The sequence below is a fragment of the Companilactobacillus suantsaicola genome (assembly GCF_004745525.1).
GTDB classification, from domain to species: domain Bacteria; phylum Bacillota; class Bacilli; order Lactobacillales; family Lactobacillaceae; genus Companilactobacillus; species Companilactobacillus suantsaicola.
The window spans coordinates 1-18649 of sequence record NZ_RKLY01000016.1; the positions used below are offsets into that span (position 1 = coordinate 1).

Consider the following 18649-nt stretch of genomic DNA (forward strand, 5'->3'; position numbering starts at 1 on the left):
ACTGTTTTGATTTTTTGATTAGGTGTATATTTCTGCATAAAATCCCTCCATTACTGGGTTAACATTTTTATACTATTTTGAAATGTCAACCATATAAGGATTATCGCAGAACGCTGCCGACGCTATTTTGAGCTTTTGCACAGTTCGCAAAATCTCAAAACTAGGTCTTCTTGTAAGTGCTGAAGCACTAACAAGAATTTGGCGGCTGAGTCATCACAGGGCTTGTGCTCCAGACTAAACAGAAGGTTTTATTATTTATTCTATTTAATTCTAAAACTAAATAAAGAAGATGAATTAGTGCTATATGCATTAATCCATCTTCTTTTATTTTAACGACAATTGTTGCTTATTCTGATTAATTCTAAAGTTGAATAAAAGAGTTGTACAAAGAAAAAATTATTAGTACAACTGTTTGATTTTGATTTTACAACCAAACTTAATAAAGAGCCCTGATGAATTATCTTGGTCTATTTATTTTGTTCTCTGATTGAAACGAGTTACACAAGCCAGGCCCAGCCATATAGCTACATTTCCCAAATCACATGCAAAATCGGCGTGCAATTCGTGAAATTAGGCTATTTGTCTGAGCCTAATCGAGCTTGTTTCACTCTCTGTTTTAATGATTACGATTTTTAAAAATAAAGAACTTGGAAAGTACGTAATTACCAATAATTGCTAAGATTTGTCCGACAACTTTTGAAGCTGTTCCATTGGCGCTCAATAAGGAAATACCGATCCAAAGAGTGACGGTTTCGATTAAATAAGTTAGGACACGTGTTCCGTAAAAGGCCAACATTTCTGCAAAGGCAGTTTTAGACTTGTGACGGAAGACGATAACTCGATCGACCCAGAATCCAACTTGGACACCTAAGAACCAGGCAATTAAGTTGGCGATTTGATAGTTCATATGAATAGCGTGATAAAGAAGATAGAAGGTACCGAAGTTAACTACAACTGAGATCAAACCCCATAAAACGTAACGGACGGCCTGCTTACCAGTACTTTCTTCGATTATTTCAGATTGGGCTGAGAAAACTGGTTCAGCGTCATTGATCCCCTCAGAAACTTCTTCCATAATTTTGGTTACCGGACGCTCATTGTCTGTTTTTTTAGTCATTTTCTAACCCCTTCCGTAAAAGTGCATACCTTAATATTAAACCTTTTTAACATAATTTAGACAATTTTTGTGACCTGATTTTTTAAGTTTAAAAAGTTATGTTTCAAACACAAATTAAATTTTTTTTCGTAATTTAATCATACACCATATATAGTGTTAAAACGGCGTTATAAATACCATATGTTCCATGTGAAACAATTATGCCAGAAAGCTGAAAAATCAAAGTTTCTTCGAACAATTAAAAGCCTTATCAGTAAGGCTTTTCAAGAGTTTATGATATATTAATTTTGATTAGAGGGGGGAAACTATGAATTTGATGATTTCGACATTTGTTTTGATTCTGGCAGCCGTGATCAGTATTTTGCTGGCCCAGGCTTTTCAAAAAATATCGGTCAGTTATATCAGCATGTTTCTGGGAGCAATGATTGCTTTGATTCCGCTGAGTAACTACATTGAGCATTTTAATTCGGAAATTTTCTTGGGTTTGATTATCGCCCCTTTGTTGTTCTTTGAAGGACAGGCGACTCAATTAAGGGTTGTGGGACAAGAGATTAAGCATATCATCCAGACTGCGGTATTTTTGGTGCTACTCTGTATGATTTTTGCTGAATTTAGTGTGCACTTGTTTGCTGGTATCAGTTTGCCGTTGGCGTTTATTTTAGCGGCGGTCAGTACACCAACCGATGCCACTGCAATGGAGTCAGTCACCAATGGCCTGAAGGTTCCTAAAGAAGAGGGAACTTTTTTGAAAATGGAATCACTTTTCAATGATGCTTCAGGAATTATTTTGTTGAATATGGCAGCTCTTTGGTACGCTAATGGTTACGTTAACTACACTGAAACGCTTAGAGATTTCTTGATTTCAGCAGTTGGCGGAGTTGTTTTTGGCTTTTTGTCTGCTTTTATTATTGTTCTCTTCCGACAAGTTATTATTCGTAGTTCCTTCAATTCGTTGAATGCCCAGAATATTTTGTACATCGTTACGCCATTGGTGATTTATTTTCTGGCCGAGAAAATCCATGTTTCGGGTATCATCGCAGTAGTTTGTGCTGGATTGGTCCACAACGCTGAAGCTCAACGAAGCAAACTGACGAATGCCCCACAAGTTCATCAAGGGATGGGACTTGTTTCGTTAATTACGGAAACTTTCAATAGTACAGTTTTTGTTATTTTAGGTTACATGTTTGTCAAAATTATTATCGACGACAAAATTACTTCCCAATCACTCAACTGGGTTTGGATCGGGATTATTTTGTACGTTATTAATGTAGCCGCAAGGTATCTCTATAGTCGAATCCGGTTGAGATTTAATAACCGTGCGGGTTGGATTTTCTCACTAGGCGGTGTCCATGGTGCGGTGACGTTAGCTTTAGCTTATACATTGGCCGAGAGCAGTGTTCGTGTGGGTGATTTCAATCTAGTTCTGATGTCAGAAAGTTTTTTGATCATCTTGAGCTTGATCGTACCGACGATTGTTTTCCAATTTATCTTGCCAAAAGAAGTCGATAATCAGTCCGCAGCTAAAGAAATTGATGAGTTGCGAGTTGAGATGGTGCATCGAGCAATTGATGCGGTCAACAAGATGTATTTGCCGGACAATGTTAGAAAGTCGGTAATTTTTGATTTGATGAGTCAAAAACAGCGCACCAGAACTCGAGATTTTGCCCGTGCTTGGTTAGAAGTGGTCAAAAGACCGGAATTTACCGGTGCGGAAAAGGAATTGGAAATGCGGGCTTTCATGAATGCTTTAGCTAAAGAGCGGGAGTATTTAGACATGGTGTCACAGAGTGAAGTGAAATATCAAAATTATGTTTACGACTTATATAATGAAGTTTTGTTAGCAGAATCATTGGTCATTGGACCAGATATTTTTGATGAAAACGCGAAATAAGGAATTTATTTGATATACTTTGGTTATATTAAGGGAGGGATTATCATCGAAAAGAAAGAATTGCGTCAACAGCAGATTCAAAAGCTAGCTCAAAGTAAAGATAAAACTCAACTGGAAGCAGAAATCCTATTGCAAAAGTTGCTTGAATCACCAGAGTGGAAAAATGCCAAATCAATTGCTACAACTATCAGTGGGTCAATTGAAGTTCCCACAACACCAGTAATTGAAGCCGCTTTAGCAGCTGGTAAGACAGTTTATATCCCTAAAACGATGCCACATCGCCAAATGGCATTCTTACCTTTTGTCAGTTACGATAAATTAGTTAAAAGCAGTTTTGGTTTGTTGGAACCAGAATACGATGAAAAATTGGTTAATCAAGAACCAGATTTAGTGATAGTCCCTGGTTTAGCCTTTGCAATAGACAGTCATTATCGAGTTGGCTTTGGTGGTGGCTATTATGACCGCTTCTTAGCTAAATATAGTGGCAAGACACTGGCTTTAGTTCCTTCAGCTATGGAATTTGCGACGGCTGATTGGGAAATTGGTGAGTATGATATTAAGATCGGCAAGTTAATTAGAGCATAAGCAGTAACACTTTTAAGTAGTAAATAAATAGACCAAAATAATCATTTTTGATTATTTTGGTCTATTTTTTACTTAAAAGATAAGGACATTTCTGATGAATAACTTTTAATGACTACTTTATGATATTGAAGTAAATCGCTACTTTTTAGTTTGACGATCATTGAATTGGTGAGAACTTCATTGTTAGATTTTGATTTGATTTTGTAAATCAGACCATATTCGTGGAAACCATTCATTTTGTAAACGTCAATGGAGACAGTTTTATAATTATGCCAATTATAGGGGCCATCTTTTTTATCAATAGTATTTTTAGCCATTTTAATAAATTGATGTTTTTGAAAATCATTTAGTTTGTGTGTCTTAGAATTTTCCAAGGGAATTTTTTGACCGACAGAATAATAATTTGGGGCAGAGTGATAATTGTGATAGATTTTGGGAATACCAAAGGCACCCAAGGCTATCAAAGCGCAGAGTATCCAAATAATAATATTCATTTTTTTCTTTTTAGTTTCTTCACTCATTAAAATCCCTCATAATAAAAAAATTTACCTTACTATCTTACAAGATTCAGGAATTTTTAAAAAGTGCTTTGAGGCTAATTAGTTATTTTTAAATGAAGTCTAATGAAACAAGAGTCGGTTAGAACCTTGGCTCATTGTTTGATACAGTTATCCGACTTCTTTTAGGGAAGCATTGAAAGGACCTTTGATTCTGACTTTAGTTCCCACACTGACTTTATCCAATTTATGTTTGAGTTCGCGGTTATCCTCGATCGACAAATTCAAAAGGTTATTTTCATCAGGGATGTTGTTGCTACGGAAACGATAGAAGCCTCTCTTAATTCCAGCAGCACCACGGAAAGAAATCAAATAGAAATCACCCTTATTAGGAACTTGTTTGAGATTCTCCAATTTAATTGTGAATTGATTTGTTTCACCAAGGGACGACTTATTGGCAATAATGATACCTATTTCAGTTCGGTTTTTATTTAAATTACGAAGTACTAGTTTCATTTTCATTCCCCCTCGAGAATTATTTAAGCTTATAATAAGCCCTCAAGTAGGGGTGAGGTCAAGATAAGTTTTTCTTATTTTTACAACTTTGTTGCTAATCGCTGGTTTCAACAGCTAGTTGAGGGTAAACGCTTTCAAATAAAAATAGAAATAATATCAAAATATGAATTATTTAGTATGTTTAAACATGCTATCTTTATACTATCAAGGATAGAAGGGTAAGACCAATGGATAAAAGAAGCGAACATAGGCTATACTTTATTGCAATTATAATGGTATTTATTTGTTGTACGCTTTTTTCTATTTTCTCAACTAATAAAGTTTTCGCCGATATTGATGACGATGTGATTGCTGATGCCCCTGAGGGGTTGTTGGTTAATAAATATTTTACACATGGGACTATGAGTGATGATGATTTTCAAAACAAAACAGGATTAGATTTTTATCCATATTCAGAAAACTACGCCACTACTGATGATTCTGGCAAAGTTTTGATCTTGGCTAGAGGAAATAATAGTGATTATAAAAAAACGAAGGTTATCAAGAATGATCTTTTAGGATTATCAAAGACTACATAGACGTATTCAAATATTAGTTCCTTTGGTGCCATGTGGTCTGATGTCAGTCAAGATAACTATATTGATACTCAGACTACAGAACCACAAATTATCTCGGCCTGGATATTTGTAGGTGGAGGAGATGATTGGGATCCTCATAATGCCCAAGGAATGACCTTTACTGTGCAAAATGATGATTACGGAACTAGTGCAATCGGTGCAGGACAACAAGGATTAGGTGCATATGGGTATGATGAGACTTATAGAGAAAAAGCTGGTATAACTGGCAACACTAGTAATTTAAAAAATTTAGGAAATACAGATATCGCTAAATCAGCAATTCAGAACAGTGTTTCAATTGAATTTGATGCTACTCCAAACAAATTGGGTGCAAATTCTCCCATCTCATTAGTATCAACAGATACTGGATTAGGAGGAGATAAATCCTATGGAACATTGGGTGGATTCGATGGAGCAATTGGTGCTTACAATGTACCTATTGATTATCCAGATAGATATGCAACAAAGCTAGGGGCTGGTGGTGCATATGGTCATATTTCTTTCACTTACCCAGGTAATCCAGAAACATATTTAATTAGTTCCATAGATTCTAATGATCTGAATGCAGATTGGGGTCAACGTGGATATCAGATGTATCATATTAGAACTAACGAAACGACAATTATTAATACCGGTGATGAAGATAATTGGCATCATGTGACCATCACATGGCAAAATTCTGATGACGGGAAAACCGCCAATTTGAAATATTCTTTCAATGACAAATATCGTGATGGAACATATAATAACAATTTAAATGGTACGACTGATAAATATAGCTTTATCAGAAGTGAAGCCGAGACAACAGTCGACATGAGTACATTCGGCAATATTAAAGATCACAGATTATTGTGGGGCTTTACAGGTTCAAACGACAACAAAAGTGACGTTCAAGCAAAACTAGTCGACTTCGAATCGATTCCGGCATTAGTAAGTATTTCTTCTAATGCTTACATTGTCGACAATACTTTGGAAAAAACTATCAGTGTTGATTCTTCTGGAGCGGTTTCTGATGATAATCACGTCAACAACGGTGATAACTTGACACTCCATTACAATCTCAACTACTTAAATGGTAAAGAGGACTGGAGCCAAATTGAATCAATCATCCAACTGCCGGATCACTTTAACGTGACACCAGATGAAAATGGTAATGTTGCCAAAATTTCCTTTGCTAATGGGGCTGCTCCGGAATATATCACAGCGGCTGAAGTAAGTGATTCTACACTCAAACACGTCATTAAACAGGCGATGAATGATGACAACGATGTCGTCAATATTGAAATCAATGGAAAAGCTGTCAATGATACGGATAGCGAGATTGAAGTCGATGCTGCTGGGGCACGATTTAAAAATACTATTGGTATCACCACTACAAGTACGCCGGAATTCATTATCGACCCGGGTAAGCAGTGGAAATTGACTTTGAGTCAGCCAGAAGAGATTGAATTGCTTTACCAACCAAGTAATGAAAATATTGATTTAGTTTTATCAACTAATTTGACTTATGACTCGGGACACACGTTCTCAAATGGAGATACGATTATTTATAAAATCAGTGTTGCTGGTAAAACTTATACGACTAAGGCAACGACTGATTCAACAACAAATACTGCTAATATTTCTATTCCGCTAAAAGATATTATCGATAGTGACGATTCGTTGAATTTCTGGGATGTATTCAATCCTAATAAGAGTCAGCCAGTTCCTGTGAAGGTTTATGCTTACGATTTGGACAGCGTTACCTCGAATACCGTCACGTATAACGTTAACGTAACGCAAAAATATCTGGAACTGGCAGCTTCCGATAGTTTACAATTCCAAGATATTACTAGTTACGATACGAAAAAAGTTTTGAAACGTAAATCTGGTTTTAACCTCGATGTAATTAGTTACGATTCCACTTGGCAATTGTCAGGCAAGGCAACTGGTTTGAAGAATGAAGATAATAATTCCTTTAAAGGTGCAGTTTGCTACGTTGACCCGAGTGATGGGGATGTTGAAACGATGTATAACGAAGATGCCATTATTGCTAGTCAAAATGTTGTCCAGGAAGGTAAAAAAATCACTTCTATCGATGATAAATGGAACGCGGATAACGGCGTTTTACTGAGCCAAACCGATTTTAATCAGTCTGGAGTGTACGAAGGTCAAATTACTTGGACTTTAACTGATACTGTTGGATAAATTGAAAATCCTGAAACAGATTGAAAAGTTTCAGGATTTTTTATTACGGTTCATTATAAAGAAACTCGATTTATTAATAGTACTAACCAAATAAAAATTTGGTACGGCCCAATTGTTGACATCGCTTTCAAAAGTATTTATATTAGTAGTGAGGAAAAAGTCAATTTTGAACTTTTAATTTTTATGAGGTGGGTGTTTTTAATGTCAAAAGTATTAATCGTAAATTCAGGTAGCTCAACTTTTAAATGGAAACTATATAGTTTAACCGATGAACAGTGTGTCGCTGAAGGAATGGTTGACCGCCTTGGTCAAAAGAATTCAGTTTTTGAAATCAAGTATGATGGTAGAAAGATTACCGAAAATGAATCGATCCCAACACACGAAGCAGCCGTACAAAAGACTTTAGAAATGTTGTTGAAAGTAAATGCCATTAGTAGTTTTACAGAAATCACGCGAGTCGGACACCGAGTTGTTGCTGGAGGTACGATCTTCAAAGATTCAGTCGTAGTTACTCAAAAAGTTATTCAACAAATTAGCGACTTATCCGAATTAGCTCCACTGCACAATCCTAGCCAAGTCGCTGGTATCAAAGCCTTTGAAAAAATCCTGCCAGGAGTAACGCAAGTGGCAGCCTTTGATACATCATTCCATCAAACAATGGAACCCGAGAATTATTTGTATAGCATCCCTTATGAATACTATGAAAAATATGGCGCTAGAAAATTTGGGGCACAAGGAATCAGCCACCGTTACGTTTCTATGCAAGCCGCAAAATTTTTGAACAAGCCAATTGAAGATTTGAAGATCATTTCCTGTCACTTAGGCAGTGGGGCTTCAATCGACGCTATCGAAGGTGGCAAATCAGTCGACACTTCAATGGGCTTCACTCCTGAATCTGGAGTCACAATGAGTTCTAGAGCCGGTGATATCGATCCGTCATTAGTTGCCTTTTTAATGAAGAAATTAAAGATGGATAACGTTGACGACATGGTCGATCTTTTGAATAACAAGTCTGGCTTATTAGGCATCTCTGGAGTTTCACCAGATTTACGTGACTTGATTGCCGTAAAAGATACCAATAAGCGTGCCAAGTTGGCAATCGATATTTACATCAATCGGATCGTGAAATACATCGGTTCATACATTTCTTTGATGAATGGGGTCGATGTTGTAATCTTTACAGCCGGAATTGGTGCTAGAAATGCTGAAATTAGAGCCGGAATCATGAAACATTTCGCATATCTAGGTATTAAAATGGATGAAGATGCCAATCAAAATGGATCAGGCATTCATAGAGTCAGTGCCAAAGATTCTTCAACCGACGTTTTAGTCGTACCTACGAATGAAGAATTGATGATTCTAAAAGACGTCGTTCGTTTGACTGGTAAAGAAGATGCAAACGAATTACGTGAAAAAATGGTTGCATATTAAATAAAAACGATAATCTCAATCGAGGTTATCGTTTTTTTGTTATGGTTTTTATTTCATTCATTACGTAATTTCCTATTAAGAATGGAGGGAGAAAACATTATGGATTTTGCTAATAACTATACGTCGTATGAACAATGTGGTAACATACTTTTGAAAAGAGGTGAAACTATGCCTAATTCTAAAGAAGATAACAAAACGTTTTTTACAATGAGAATAGATAAAGAAGAGAAAGAACAATTAAAAAGATTGTATGATGATATGGGAATGGATTTGACAACTGCAGTAAAAATATTTTTTAAGCAAAGTTTACTTAAAAATGGGATGCCATTTCGACCAACGAGAGTGAATTTAGATAATCTCGAAGCCAGGAGAGAAGCTAAATTAGATACATTAAAAGAATATAAAGATACGTCAGAACTGTGGACGGACTTGAATGAATGATATTACGGTATACTCCTATTTTTAAACGCGATTTCAAAAGGGTAAGAAAAAAGCATTATGATTTACAATTTTTTCAGCAAGTTATTGATGACCTTCAAGAATATGATCTATCAAAATTAATGAGACTGTATAAGGATCATGCATTGAAAGGCGAATGGATAGGTTTTAGAGAATTACACATTTCCAATGATTGGTTGTTAATATATAGAGTTGATGGTAAAAAAGTAACTTTAGTATTAACAAGAACGGGAAAGCATGATGAATTATTCTGATTGGAAAGAAAAATAGTACAGATTAAAATAAATCGAGTATTAAATCAAATGGACCAAGGTAATTGTGAAAATTGCGATTACTTTGGTTTATTCATTTTAAGCAGAAAAGCTATTTTTTCCACGTTTATAATGTGGGTCGTTATTTTGATCGAAACTCCTATTATTTACGATATTTGCAAATTTCGCAACACTCGTAGATTCGGCAATTTTTAAGTCTCAAAGGTATTTTTTAAATGTCTATCGCCAGTAAGATGCATCTCTTCCAAATAGTTGGGATATGGATTTTTGAGATTTAATATAGATATTTAAAACTGATTCTTTGATATTTTTTGTTTTTTGGTGTTACCATGAGTGTTTGCAAAGGAAAAGCCACCACTAGTTAAAGTGATGGCCAAGTTTTGATTATAAAACTAAAAAACCGATCATGATTTTCATCATAATCGGTTTAAGCGAGAATCGCTGATGGGTGGTCAGGGGATCGAACCCTGGACCCACGGATTAAGAGTCCGTTGCTCTGCCAGCTGAGCTAACCACCCATATTTCTTATCGGTTGAAATGTTTCCCTCTCAACCAACGAGATATATCATACCATAAGCTCCAAATTTATGACAAGTACTTTTTTTAAAAAAATTGAAAAAATTTAAGTTGGGTTTATGTTGATTTTGTTTTAATGGTCAATAACTAGTATAATAATTACGTCAAGGAGATATATTAATGGCTAAAAAAATTCTAGTAGTAGATGATGAAAAACCAATTTCCGATATTGTTAAATATAATTTGGAAAATGAAGGCTACGAAGTCATAACTGCTTTCGATGGACAAGAAGCCTTAGATAAAGTAGATGAAGATAATCCAGATTTAATTCTATTGGATTTAATGCTTCCAGTTATTGACGGTCTTGAAGTAGCTAGAACTATCAGAAAGACTAAAGATACTCCAATTATCATGTTAACAGCAAAGGATACAGAAATTGATAAGGTCATTGGCCTAGAACTCGGGGCTGATGATTACGTTACAAAACCATTCTCAAATCGAGAATTAGTTGCACGTGTAAAAGCAAGACTTAGATCACAAAGTCATATGCACAGTGACGACAATAAAAGTAGTGAAATTAAAATCGGCGATTTAACCATTCTTCCCGATGCATATACCGTAACTAAAAATGGAAAAGAAATTGAACTAACTCACCGTGAATTTGAGTTGCTCCATTATCTAGCACAACACATTGGACAAGTAATGAAACGGGAACACTTACTTCAAACAGTCTGGGGCTATGACTATTTTGGAGATGTTAGAACCGTGGACGTTACAGTCAGAAGATTGCGTGAAAAGATAGAGAACAATCCAAGCCAACCAGAGTGGTTGATGACAAGACGTGGAGTTGGATATTATTTGAGAGATCCGGACGCAGATTAGAGAGCGTGGAACAGGGGCGGTCAGCTTCCGGAGGATAACGTAATTTCACGAATTATCCGCCGCACTTGCGGGTGATTTGGGAAATTTTGTTATCTCGGAGGGAGTTGCCCCTGTGGAGCGTGTTTTAGATAGAGCGTGGAAGCCAACGGTTAGGAGTCAGCAGATAGCCCGATTCACGAATTGACCGCCGCACTTGCGGTCGATTTGGGAAGCGTAGCTATATGTTGACTCCTGTTGGCTGGAACGCGTTTTGACTATAACGCATAGAACCATGGCAATTCTCAAAAAGAATCAAACCAAAATCAAAAAATGAAACTGAAAAAAATTGACTCAAATTCAAAAAACGAGTCAGTTTTTTTTGTTACCCACATAGCTGTATAATGTAACTAAGTCTATATTGTTTAGGTGGAAATATTTTGAAAAATAGATTTGCTTTTTTACATTCAATTAATTTCAAAATTGGATTATCTTTTATCTTGATTCTTATCGTCACCATTGAAATCATTGGGGCTTATTTCGTACGACAATTGGAAGATCAAAATGTGACAAACTTTGAAAATTCTGTCGTTGTACCGCCTTATACCCTCAATCAAATTTCTGAAAATTTGACTGATAATGATCAGCACACACGTGAAAATATTAGTAATGCTATCTCTGATTATGCCAGAGTTAGTACCGATATCACTGACGTGCAAGTTGTCGACCGAAGTGGAATCATTGTTGGGGCCAAAGATTCTGAAGGCGGCAATATTGTTGGAACGCAAACTTTGAAAGATAATATCAAACAAAGTATCAAAACTGACAAGAAAATTACCCAAATTTATTATGAGAAGGACAACGGGAGTTCCTATGAATCGATTGAACCGGTAACATCACCGGACAATAGTACCGTGGTGGGGGCGATTTACGTCCGAGCCAGCATGGAGTCCGTTTATACCGGAATCAATAATATTATTTTAATTTTCTTGACGGCGTCGTTAGTTGCCGGGCTTTTGGGAGCCGTGATTGCCATTTTCATTTCTCGAGCTATCACGCGACCAATTGATGAAATGAAACAGCAGGCCGTTAGAATGGCGGAAGGTGACTATTCCGGACAAGTACGTGTTTACTCACCTGATGAACTAGGTCAATTAGCAATGGCTGTTAATGACCTCTCGGTTAAAGTTGAAGAAGCGACTGAGAATTCTGAATCCGAGCGACGAAGATTGGATAGCGTTTTGACGCAAATGTCCGATGGTGTTATTGCGACGAACCGTCTCGGTAACATAACGGTCATTAATGAAATGGCACAAGAGTTTTTGGATAATGATGAAGATGAAGCTATCGGGAAACCTTTAGTTGAAGTCTTGGGGATTAAAGATCGGACGAGTTTTGACGAATTGTTGGAAAATCCTGATCCAATGGTGATTGAGACCAATGATTCGGGTGAAGACTATGATGCAAGTGATGACAATTCATTGATATTAAACGCTGATTTCTCTTTGATTCAAAGAAACAGTGGTTTTATCAGTGGTATGGTTTGTGTTTTGCATGATGTTACTGAACAACAGAAGATCGATAGTGAACGTCGTCAATTCGTTTCAAATGTTTCCCATGAATTGCGGACACCTTTGACAAGTATCAGTAGTTATATTGATGCTTTGAACAATGGTGCTTGGAAAGATCAAAAGTTGGCCCCACAATTTTTAGGCGTTACAGCTGAAGAAACAGACCGAATGATTCGAATGATCCAAGATCTCTTGAGTTTATCAAGAATGGACCAAGGTCGTTCCAAATTAGACAAAGAGTTAGTTAACTTCAATGAATTCTTCTCTTATATTTTGGACCGTTTTGATATGATGTTGAAAAAGGAAAAGGCTGATGCGAAAGAAAAGGGTGAAAAGATTGCCAAAGATTATCGCATCAAGCGCATTTTTACTAGTAAAGATCTCTGGGTCGAAATTGATACTGATAAGATGACCCAAGTTATTGATAATATTATGAATAACGCGATTAAATACTCACCGGATGGTGGAGTTATCACTTGCCGCTTATTGGAAACTAACAAGCACATTATTGTTAGTATTTCTGATGAAGGTCTTGGTATTCCTAGAAAGGATATCAAGAAAGTCTTCGAACGTTTCTATCGTGTTGATAAAGCACGTTCTAGAAAGCAAGGTGGTACTGGACTTGGACTTTCTATCTCGAAGGAAATTGTGGAACAACATAAAGGTAGAATCTGGGTAAACAGTGCTGAAGGTAAGGGATCAACATTCTACATCTCCTTACCATTTGATCCTAACGAAACAGGAGGAGAATGGGATGAAGTTTAGTCGATTGATCATTCAAGTGCTCTTAGTCATCGCCGTTATAACGAGTATTGTTCTTTCCTTTTTCATTTGGACGAATACTGCTCGCTATCAGCGTGGCCGCAACATCGACGTTACAACGTCAACACAAAATAAAAACGAAGTGCCGATCAATCAAGTTATTAGTCCCACTTCAGTTATTTGGCGTAAAGATTCGTCGCAACATTTAATTTATAATAGTAATGAAAATATTGCTTTAAGTATCCAAAAGATTATGCAAGATTGGAAAATCGATAGTCCAAAGCTAGTTTCTCAAAAAGATGGTGCCTACTATCAAAAGACGATTCAATCGAAAAATGTTTTACAGTTAGTTTATCCTAGTCAGACATCGACGAGTATTCTGGGATATTTGTTAGATAATAACAGTTTGCGTAACGATAAGTCATATTCTTTCAATCGAATTTTAATTAATTTAAAAGATAAAGAAGATAAGAATATTTATCTGGCAAATGATAAGAACTATACGATCTATCGGGCTCCAGTGAAAAATGCCACTTCAGCGCCAATTAAGAAATTAGTTAATAAAGCTAATATTAATTTGAAGATTCGTTTAGATATTATGAAACACGGTGTCTTTACTATTTTTACCGAACCAATTAAGCTGAACACTTACTCTTACGTCATCAGCAGTAAAGATGATGGAGAATATACGACGGCTTTGTTTGACTCGAATACTAGTGGACTCGTTACATCGGAAGATAACGGTGTTTACACTTATAATTATGGTGAATCCAAGCGATTAGTTTCCGATCATAATTCGGGTGAATTAACTTTCGATGATTATACGGATACGTCAGTGCCAAAAACTAAATTAGCCTTCTTACAAAGGGGTTACCAAAAAGTTACCAATCTTCAAAATTCAATTTCCAATTTGCGATTATATAGTGCTGATTGGGATAAAAAGAGTTTAATTTTTAGAGAATACGTTGAAGGATTCCCGATTTTTAAGAAGAGTGAGTTTGGCTCGATTCGCATCAAATTTAGTCGTAAGGGTAGTACGGAACATTTCTTGAATAAAGTTTTGGAAGTGCCAGTGCCATCTGATCAGCAACCGACAAAATTAAAATCGACCACGGACATTCTAAAAGGTTTGGATAAAGTCGGTTATTCAATCAATGATATTCAAAAAATCGAAGTCGGTTATCAATGGGAAAGTGAAGTCGACAATGAAAAAGTTGTTGATTTGAAACCAACTTATTACGTTAAGATCGATGATCATTGGAAACCTTATAGTGATTGGACAAATGATACTGCGGAGGATAAATAGATGGACTTTAGAAGAATCGAAGTTATTTTCTTAATAGTTTTTTTCTCACTAGATATCTTTTTATTCTTATCTTTTCGCAACAGTCAGCAATTGGTCAGCAGTTCGAGTACGAATACGTCGACTGTTTCTGAAATGCGAAAACGTAATATCAGTTTTGGAACTTTAGATAGTAAAGACGGCAACGCCTACTATCTAGGTTCGCAGCCGGATAATTCGCTGGCTCAGAATGTCGATAAGTTACGTAATCAGGAAGTGCAATATGATGAGGAAGATCATCGTTTGACTAGTACTTTGAACAGTACGATTGCTGTAACGAATGATAATAGAAAAAAGATAATGGATAAGTTTCTCGAAAAGGAAACCAATGTCTTATTTGGAAGAGATTATAAATATGCACCACAATTGTCGACAACCTCACAGATGGTTTATGTTGGAACCGGCGATCTTGGGGATGTTTACGATAAAACCGACCAGCTAGTCTTTTCAATTGAAAACGGTCGGGTTGACAGTTATACTCAGACACATGTTAAATCACTGATTATTTTGCATGAACGGCAATCGGTTAAAAGTGAAAAAGATGTTATTACGAATCTTTACGCTAATTCAGAAATTCCGAATAATTCTAAGATTTCATATGCCAATATGGCCTATACAAAATTATTAGTAGCCAAAAATAGTACGATTTATATTCCGGTTTGGTTCGTGACGATTAAGAATAAAGATAGTAAAGTCAGTTCTGTTAAGAAAGTCAATGCCTTTACCGGTAATATTATTAAGAATTCAACAAATGGAGATAGTAGTTACAATGCCCAATGATGATAGTTTGAAAATTTCTGTTCTTGCCAGCAGTAGTTCTGGTAATGCAACGTACATTGAGACACCGAAACACCACGTATTAGTAGATGCCGGCTTGTCTGGTAAGAAAATCAAAGAGGCAATGGAAAGTATTGGAAAAGATATCAATACGGTTGATTCATTATTTGTGACACACGAACACACGGATCACATCAAAGGGGTTGGAGTGTTGGCTCGACGTTATAATTTAAACGTTTATGCTAATGAGAAGACTTGGGAAGCAATGTTACCAAAAATTGGTAAAGTGCCTGAAGATGAGATCAATGTTTTTGAACATAATAAGATTATGTCGTTGGATGATCTTGATATTGAAAGTTTTGCCGTATCACATGATGCAATCGATCCTCAATTTTACAAGTTCTACCATAATGGTAAGGAATTTGTTATCTTGACGGATACTGGATATGTTTCAGAATGGGTCCAAAAAACAATTGAAAATGCGGACGGTTATTTATTAGAGTGTAATCACGATGTCGAAATGTTACGGGAAGGCGTTTATCCATGGCCTTTGAAGCAACGGATTCTCAGTGAGCGTGGTCATTTGTCTAACGAAGACGGAGCTCACACTTTGATGGATGTGATTGGCAATCACACTAAACAGATCTACTTAGGTCACTTGAGTCATGAAAACAATACAAAACAAGTTGCTAGAACAGAGGTTACTCAAGTGTTGGAAGATCATGATTTTGGAGTGGGCAGCGATTTTCAAATTCACGATACTGATCCGGCCATTGCTGATCCATTGATTGCATTGTAGTGTTAATAAATAAATCATAGGTCGTTCATAAATTTTTCATAATTAATCGTTATATTAGAGACAGAAAATATGGGGAAGTGGACATCACATGAATAATGACAAAAATGACAAACCTGAATCAAGAGTAGATGATAAAAAACGTTCAACCAAGGATGGTAACAAGAATAATTCGTTACTCAAAACTGGTATCGTGGCTTTCATCTCCGCTGCCTTAGGTGTGGTAATTGCCTTTTTTGGATTCACATATTTTGGTGGCAGTACAACTAGTTCAACGAATCTGGGCAGTACATCTGGTACTACACAAGTAAGTAATACTAAGGTGAATACTTCCAGTTCGATGTCTGGTGCGTATAAGAAAGTAAGTGGCGCGGTTGTTTCCGTCATCAACTTGCAAAAGCAAAAGGAACAGTCCAGTGATGGAGATATTTCTTCTATCTTTGGTGACTTGTTTGGTGACAGTGGAAGCGACAGTTCTGGTGATAATTCACAATCAGGCTCATCTGATTCATCAGACTCCAACTCAAATTCTTCATCAAGTAATTCAAGTGATCTAGAAGAATATAGTGAAGGTTCTGGTGTGATTTATGCTAAACAAAATGGTAAAGGTTATATCGTAACTAATAACCACGTTGTTTCTGGATCAGATTCAATTGAAATCATTTTGGAAGATGGAACGAAAGTCGCTGCTAAATTAGTCGGGACTGATTCAACAACTGACTTGGCAGTTTTGGAAATTCCTGGTAGCAAAGTTCCGGCAACAGCTTCATTTGGTAACTCAAGTAATGTTTCACCAGGTGATCCAGTTATTGCCATTGGTTCACCATTAGGTAGTGAATATGCAACAACTGTAACGCAAGGTATTATTTCGGCTACAAACAGAACTGTGACGACTCAAGATCAAACTACTGGTCAAGCAACCGGTGAAGCAACAGTTATCCAAACCGATGCAGCTATCAACCCAGGTAATTCTGGTGGTCCTTTAGTTAACGCTGCTGGACAAATCGTTGGTATCAATTCAATGAAGTTAGCCTCTAACTCAGATGGTTCCTCGGTTGAAGGGATGGGCTTTGCTATTCCAAGTAATGAAGTTGTCAAAATTATCAATGAGTTAGTTGAAAATGGTAAAGTTGAACGTCCATCGCTAGGAATTCGAGTCTTAGATCTTGATCAAATTACTGATGACTCACAATCTAGCTTGAAATTACCAGATAATATTACCAAGGGTGTCGTAGTGTACAGCACAACAAGCGGTTCAGTTGCTAAGGACGCTGGATTGAAGAAGTATGATGTTATTGTTAAGTTAGGCAAGAAGAAGATCACTTCAGTAGCTGACTTACATACAGCTCTATACTCACATTCAGTTGGTGATACTGTAAGCATTCAATATTACCGTAATGGTAAATTGAATACCGCAAATGTACATCTAACAAAGAAGACATCGGATTAAATAAGAAGTGTGAAACTAACTAATAGTAGTTTCACACTTTTTTTTGAACATTTTTTTTGATTGATAAAATATTCTTCGGTAATTAAGAAGACTAATGAACAGGAGTTATCCACAACTGTTAATAACCTGTGCAAAATCAACTAAATATTTGTTATATCACTGTAGAAAAGTTATCCACAATTTTACCCACAGCTGTTGAAAACTTTTGTATATACTTTTGAAGAATGTTTGATATTCCTATTATAAAAGGCTAAAACGTTGTTACACAGTGATGGACAAACTTTTATTTTACGGTGTAAAAGTAAAATGCCATGATAATTCGTAATTTATAAATAATTTGGCAATTTAGCCGAAGTTACGTATGATTATTAGTTGAGGAGATTTAGACAAATGAATATAAAAATGGTTACAGTAGGAAAGTTAAAAGAGAAGTACTTTAAGGCAGGAATTGCCGAATATGCCAAGCGTTTGGGCGCATTTTGTAAATTCAAAATCGAAGAATGTCCTGACGAAAAAGCTCCGGAAAATTTGAGTGAAGCTCAAGATGAGAAAGTAAAACAAATCGAAGGAGAACGAATATTAAGCAAAATTAAAGATAAGGAATTTGTTATTTTGCTAGATTTGCGTGGAAAAGAACTAACTTCTGAACAACTAGCTAAAAAAATCGATGACTTATCCACATATGGAACAAGTGACATCACCTTTGTGATCGGTGGGTCATTAGGAGTTAGCCCAGAAGTTATGAAAAGAGCTGATATGAGTATTTGTTTCGGAAAATTCACTTTACCGCATCAGTTGATGAGACTAGTATTGACTGAGCAAATTTATCGATCATTTATGATAATAAACCATCGGACTTATCACAAATAGAGTATGAAGAAGGGGAGAAATTTCCGAAAGAACCTCAACTTCATAAAACTAAATTACGAAAAGAATCATTATTTTTTGTATTAAACTTGAAATAATAAAGAAAGAGAATCCTATCAGACTGCGAAGATGTTCGGC

The 18649-nt window shown here is 36.2% G+C and carries 17 protein-coding genes and 1 tRNA gene; 14 read left to right on the plus strand and 4 right to left on the minus strand.

All coding sequences use genetic code 11. The features are described 5' to 3' along the window. Positions 1-616: 616 nt before the first annotated feature. Positions 617-1117 (minus strand): GtrA family protein, encoded by a 501-nt coding sequence (locus EGT49_RS07105; protein ID WP_135372906.1) that lies wholly within the window; start codon positions 1115-1117, stop codon positions 617-619. A 307-nt stretch (positions 1118-1424) separates the two neighbouring features. On the opposite strand from EGT49_RS07105, the gene EGT49_RS07110 reads away from it, so the two are divergent. Further along, positions 1425-3008, plus strand: coding sequence for a cation:proton antiporter (locus EGT49_RS07110; RefSeq protein WP_135372908.1), 1584 nt, complete (start codon positions 1425-1427; stop codon positions 3006-3008). A 9-nt stretch (positions 3009-3017) separates the two neighbouring features. Next, positions 3018-3593: a 5-formyltetrahydrofolate cyclo-ligase gene (locus EGT49_RS07115; protein ID WP_246013814.1), complete on the plus strand. Its 576-nt coding sequence runs from the start codon at positions 3018-3020 to the stop codon at positions 3591-3593. Between the two features lie 68 nt (positions 3594-3661). Here EGT49_RS07115 and EGT49_RS07120 read toward each other — a convergent pair whose 3' ends face one another. Further along, on the minus strand, positions 3662-4114 hold the full coding sequence (locus tag EGT49_RS07120) for a hypothetical protein (RefSeq protein ID WP_135372910.1): 453 nt from the start codon (positions 4112-4114) through the stop codon (positions 3662-3664). A gap of 147 nt (positions 4115-4261) precedes the next feature. Beyond that, positions 4262-4606 (minus strand): hypothetical protein, encoded by a 345-nt coding sequence (locus tag EGT49_RS07125; protein ID WP_135372912.1) that lies wholly within the window; start codon positions 4604-4606, stop codon positions 4262-4264. A 227-nt stretch (positions 4607-4833) separates the two neighbouring features. Between EGT49_RS07125 and EGT49_RS07130 the strand changes: the two genes are divergently transcribed. The 5 genes from EGT49_RS07130 (at position 4834) to EGT49_RS07150 (ending at position 9554) form a co-directional block, all read left to right on the plus strand. Next, positions 4834-5184 carry a hypothetical protein gene (locus EGT49_RS07130; protein ID WP_135372914.1) on the plus strand — a complete coding sequence of 117 codons (351 nt, stop codon included), beginning with the start codon at positions 4834-4836 and terminating at the stop codon, positions 5182-5184. Positions 5185-5214: 30 nt separating this feature from the next. Beyond that, positions 5215-7410, plus strand: coding sequence for a TonB-dependent receptor (locus EGT49_RS07135; protein ID WP_135372916.1), 2196 nt, complete (start codon positions 5215-5217; stop codon positions 7408-7410). Between the two features lie 201 nt (positions 7411-7611). Then, complete coding sequence (locus EGT49_RS07140) at positions 7612-8841, plus strand: acetate/propionate family kinase (protein WP_135372918.1); 1230 nt, start codon at positions 7612-7614, stop codon at positions 8839-8841. Between the two features lie 99 nt (positions 8842-8940). Then, positions 8941-9282 (plus strand): type II toxin-antitoxin system RelB/DinJ family antitoxin, encoded by a 342-nt coding sequence (locus EGT49_RS07145; protein WP_246013815.1) that lies wholly within the window; start codon positions 8941-8943, stop codon positions 9280-9282. Continuing rightward, positions 9279-9554, plus strand: a complete 276-nt coding sequence (locus EGT49_RS07150) for a type II toxin-antitoxin system RelE/ParE family toxin (protein ID WP_135372920.1) — start codon at positions 9279-9281, stop codon at positions 9552-9554. The genes EGT49_RS07145 and EGT49_RS07150 overlap by 4 nt, the downstream gene beginning before the upstream one ends. A gap of 463 nt (positions 9555-10017) precedes the next feature. Here EGT49_RS07150 and EGT49_RS07155 read toward each other — a convergent pair. Continuing rightward, positions 10018-10090 (minus strand) — tRNA-Lys (locus EGT49_RS07155). Between the two features lie 178 nt (positions 10091-10268). Here EGT49_RS07155 and yycF point away from each other — a divergent pair. From yycF to rlmH, 7 genes are all read left to right on the plus strand, one after another. Further along, on the plus strand, positions 10269-10970 hold the full coding sequence (gene yycF, locus EGT49_RS07160; RefSeq protein WP_135372922.1) for a response regulator YycF: 702 nt from the start codon (positions 10269-10271) through the stop codon (positions 10968-10970). 416 nt (positions 10971-11386) lie between these two features. After that, entirely contained in the window at positions 11387-13282 is a 1896-nt protein-coding gene (gene walK, locus EGT49_RS07165) for a cell wall metabolism sensor histidine kinase WalK (protein ID WP_135372924.1), read from the plus strand. Continuing rightward, positions 13272-14585, plus strand: coding sequence for a YycH family regulatory protein (locus tag EGT49_RS07170; protein WP_135372926.1), 1314 nt, complete (start codon positions 13272-13274; stop codon positions 14583-14585). Before walK ends, EGT49_RS07170 begins: the two co-directional genes overlap by 11 nt. Continuing rightward, on the plus strand, positions 14586-15401 hold the full coding sequence (locus EGT49_RS07175; protein ID WP_135372927.1) for a two-component system regulatory protein YycI: 816 nt from the start codon (positions 14586-14588) through the stop codon (positions 15399-15401). It abuts the gene before it with no gap. Further along, the gene (locus tag EGT49_RS07180) at positions 15373-16197 is read left to right on the plus strand and encodes an MBL fold metallo-hydrolase (protein ID WP_167849782.1); all 825 of its coding nucleotides are present in this window, start codon (positions 15373-15375) and stop codon (positions 16195-16197) included. Before EGT49_RS07175 ends, EGT49_RS07180 begins: the two co-directional genes overlap by 29 nt. 88 nt (positions 16198-16285) lie before the next feature. Next, on the plus strand, positions 16286-17644 hold the full coding sequence (locus tag EGT49_RS07185; protein ID WP_135372929.1) for a S1C family serine protease: 1359 nt from the start codon (positions 16286-16288) through the stop codon (positions 17642-17644). Between the two features lie 390 nt (positions 17645-18034). Then, positions 18035-18514, plus strand: a complete 480-nt coding sequence (rlmH, locus tag EGT49_RS07190) for a 23S rRNA (pseudouridine(1915)-N(3))-methyltransferase RlmH (protein WP_135372931.1) — start codon at positions 18035-18037, stop codon at positions 18512-18514. Positions 18515-18649 lie beyond the last annotated feature (135 nt).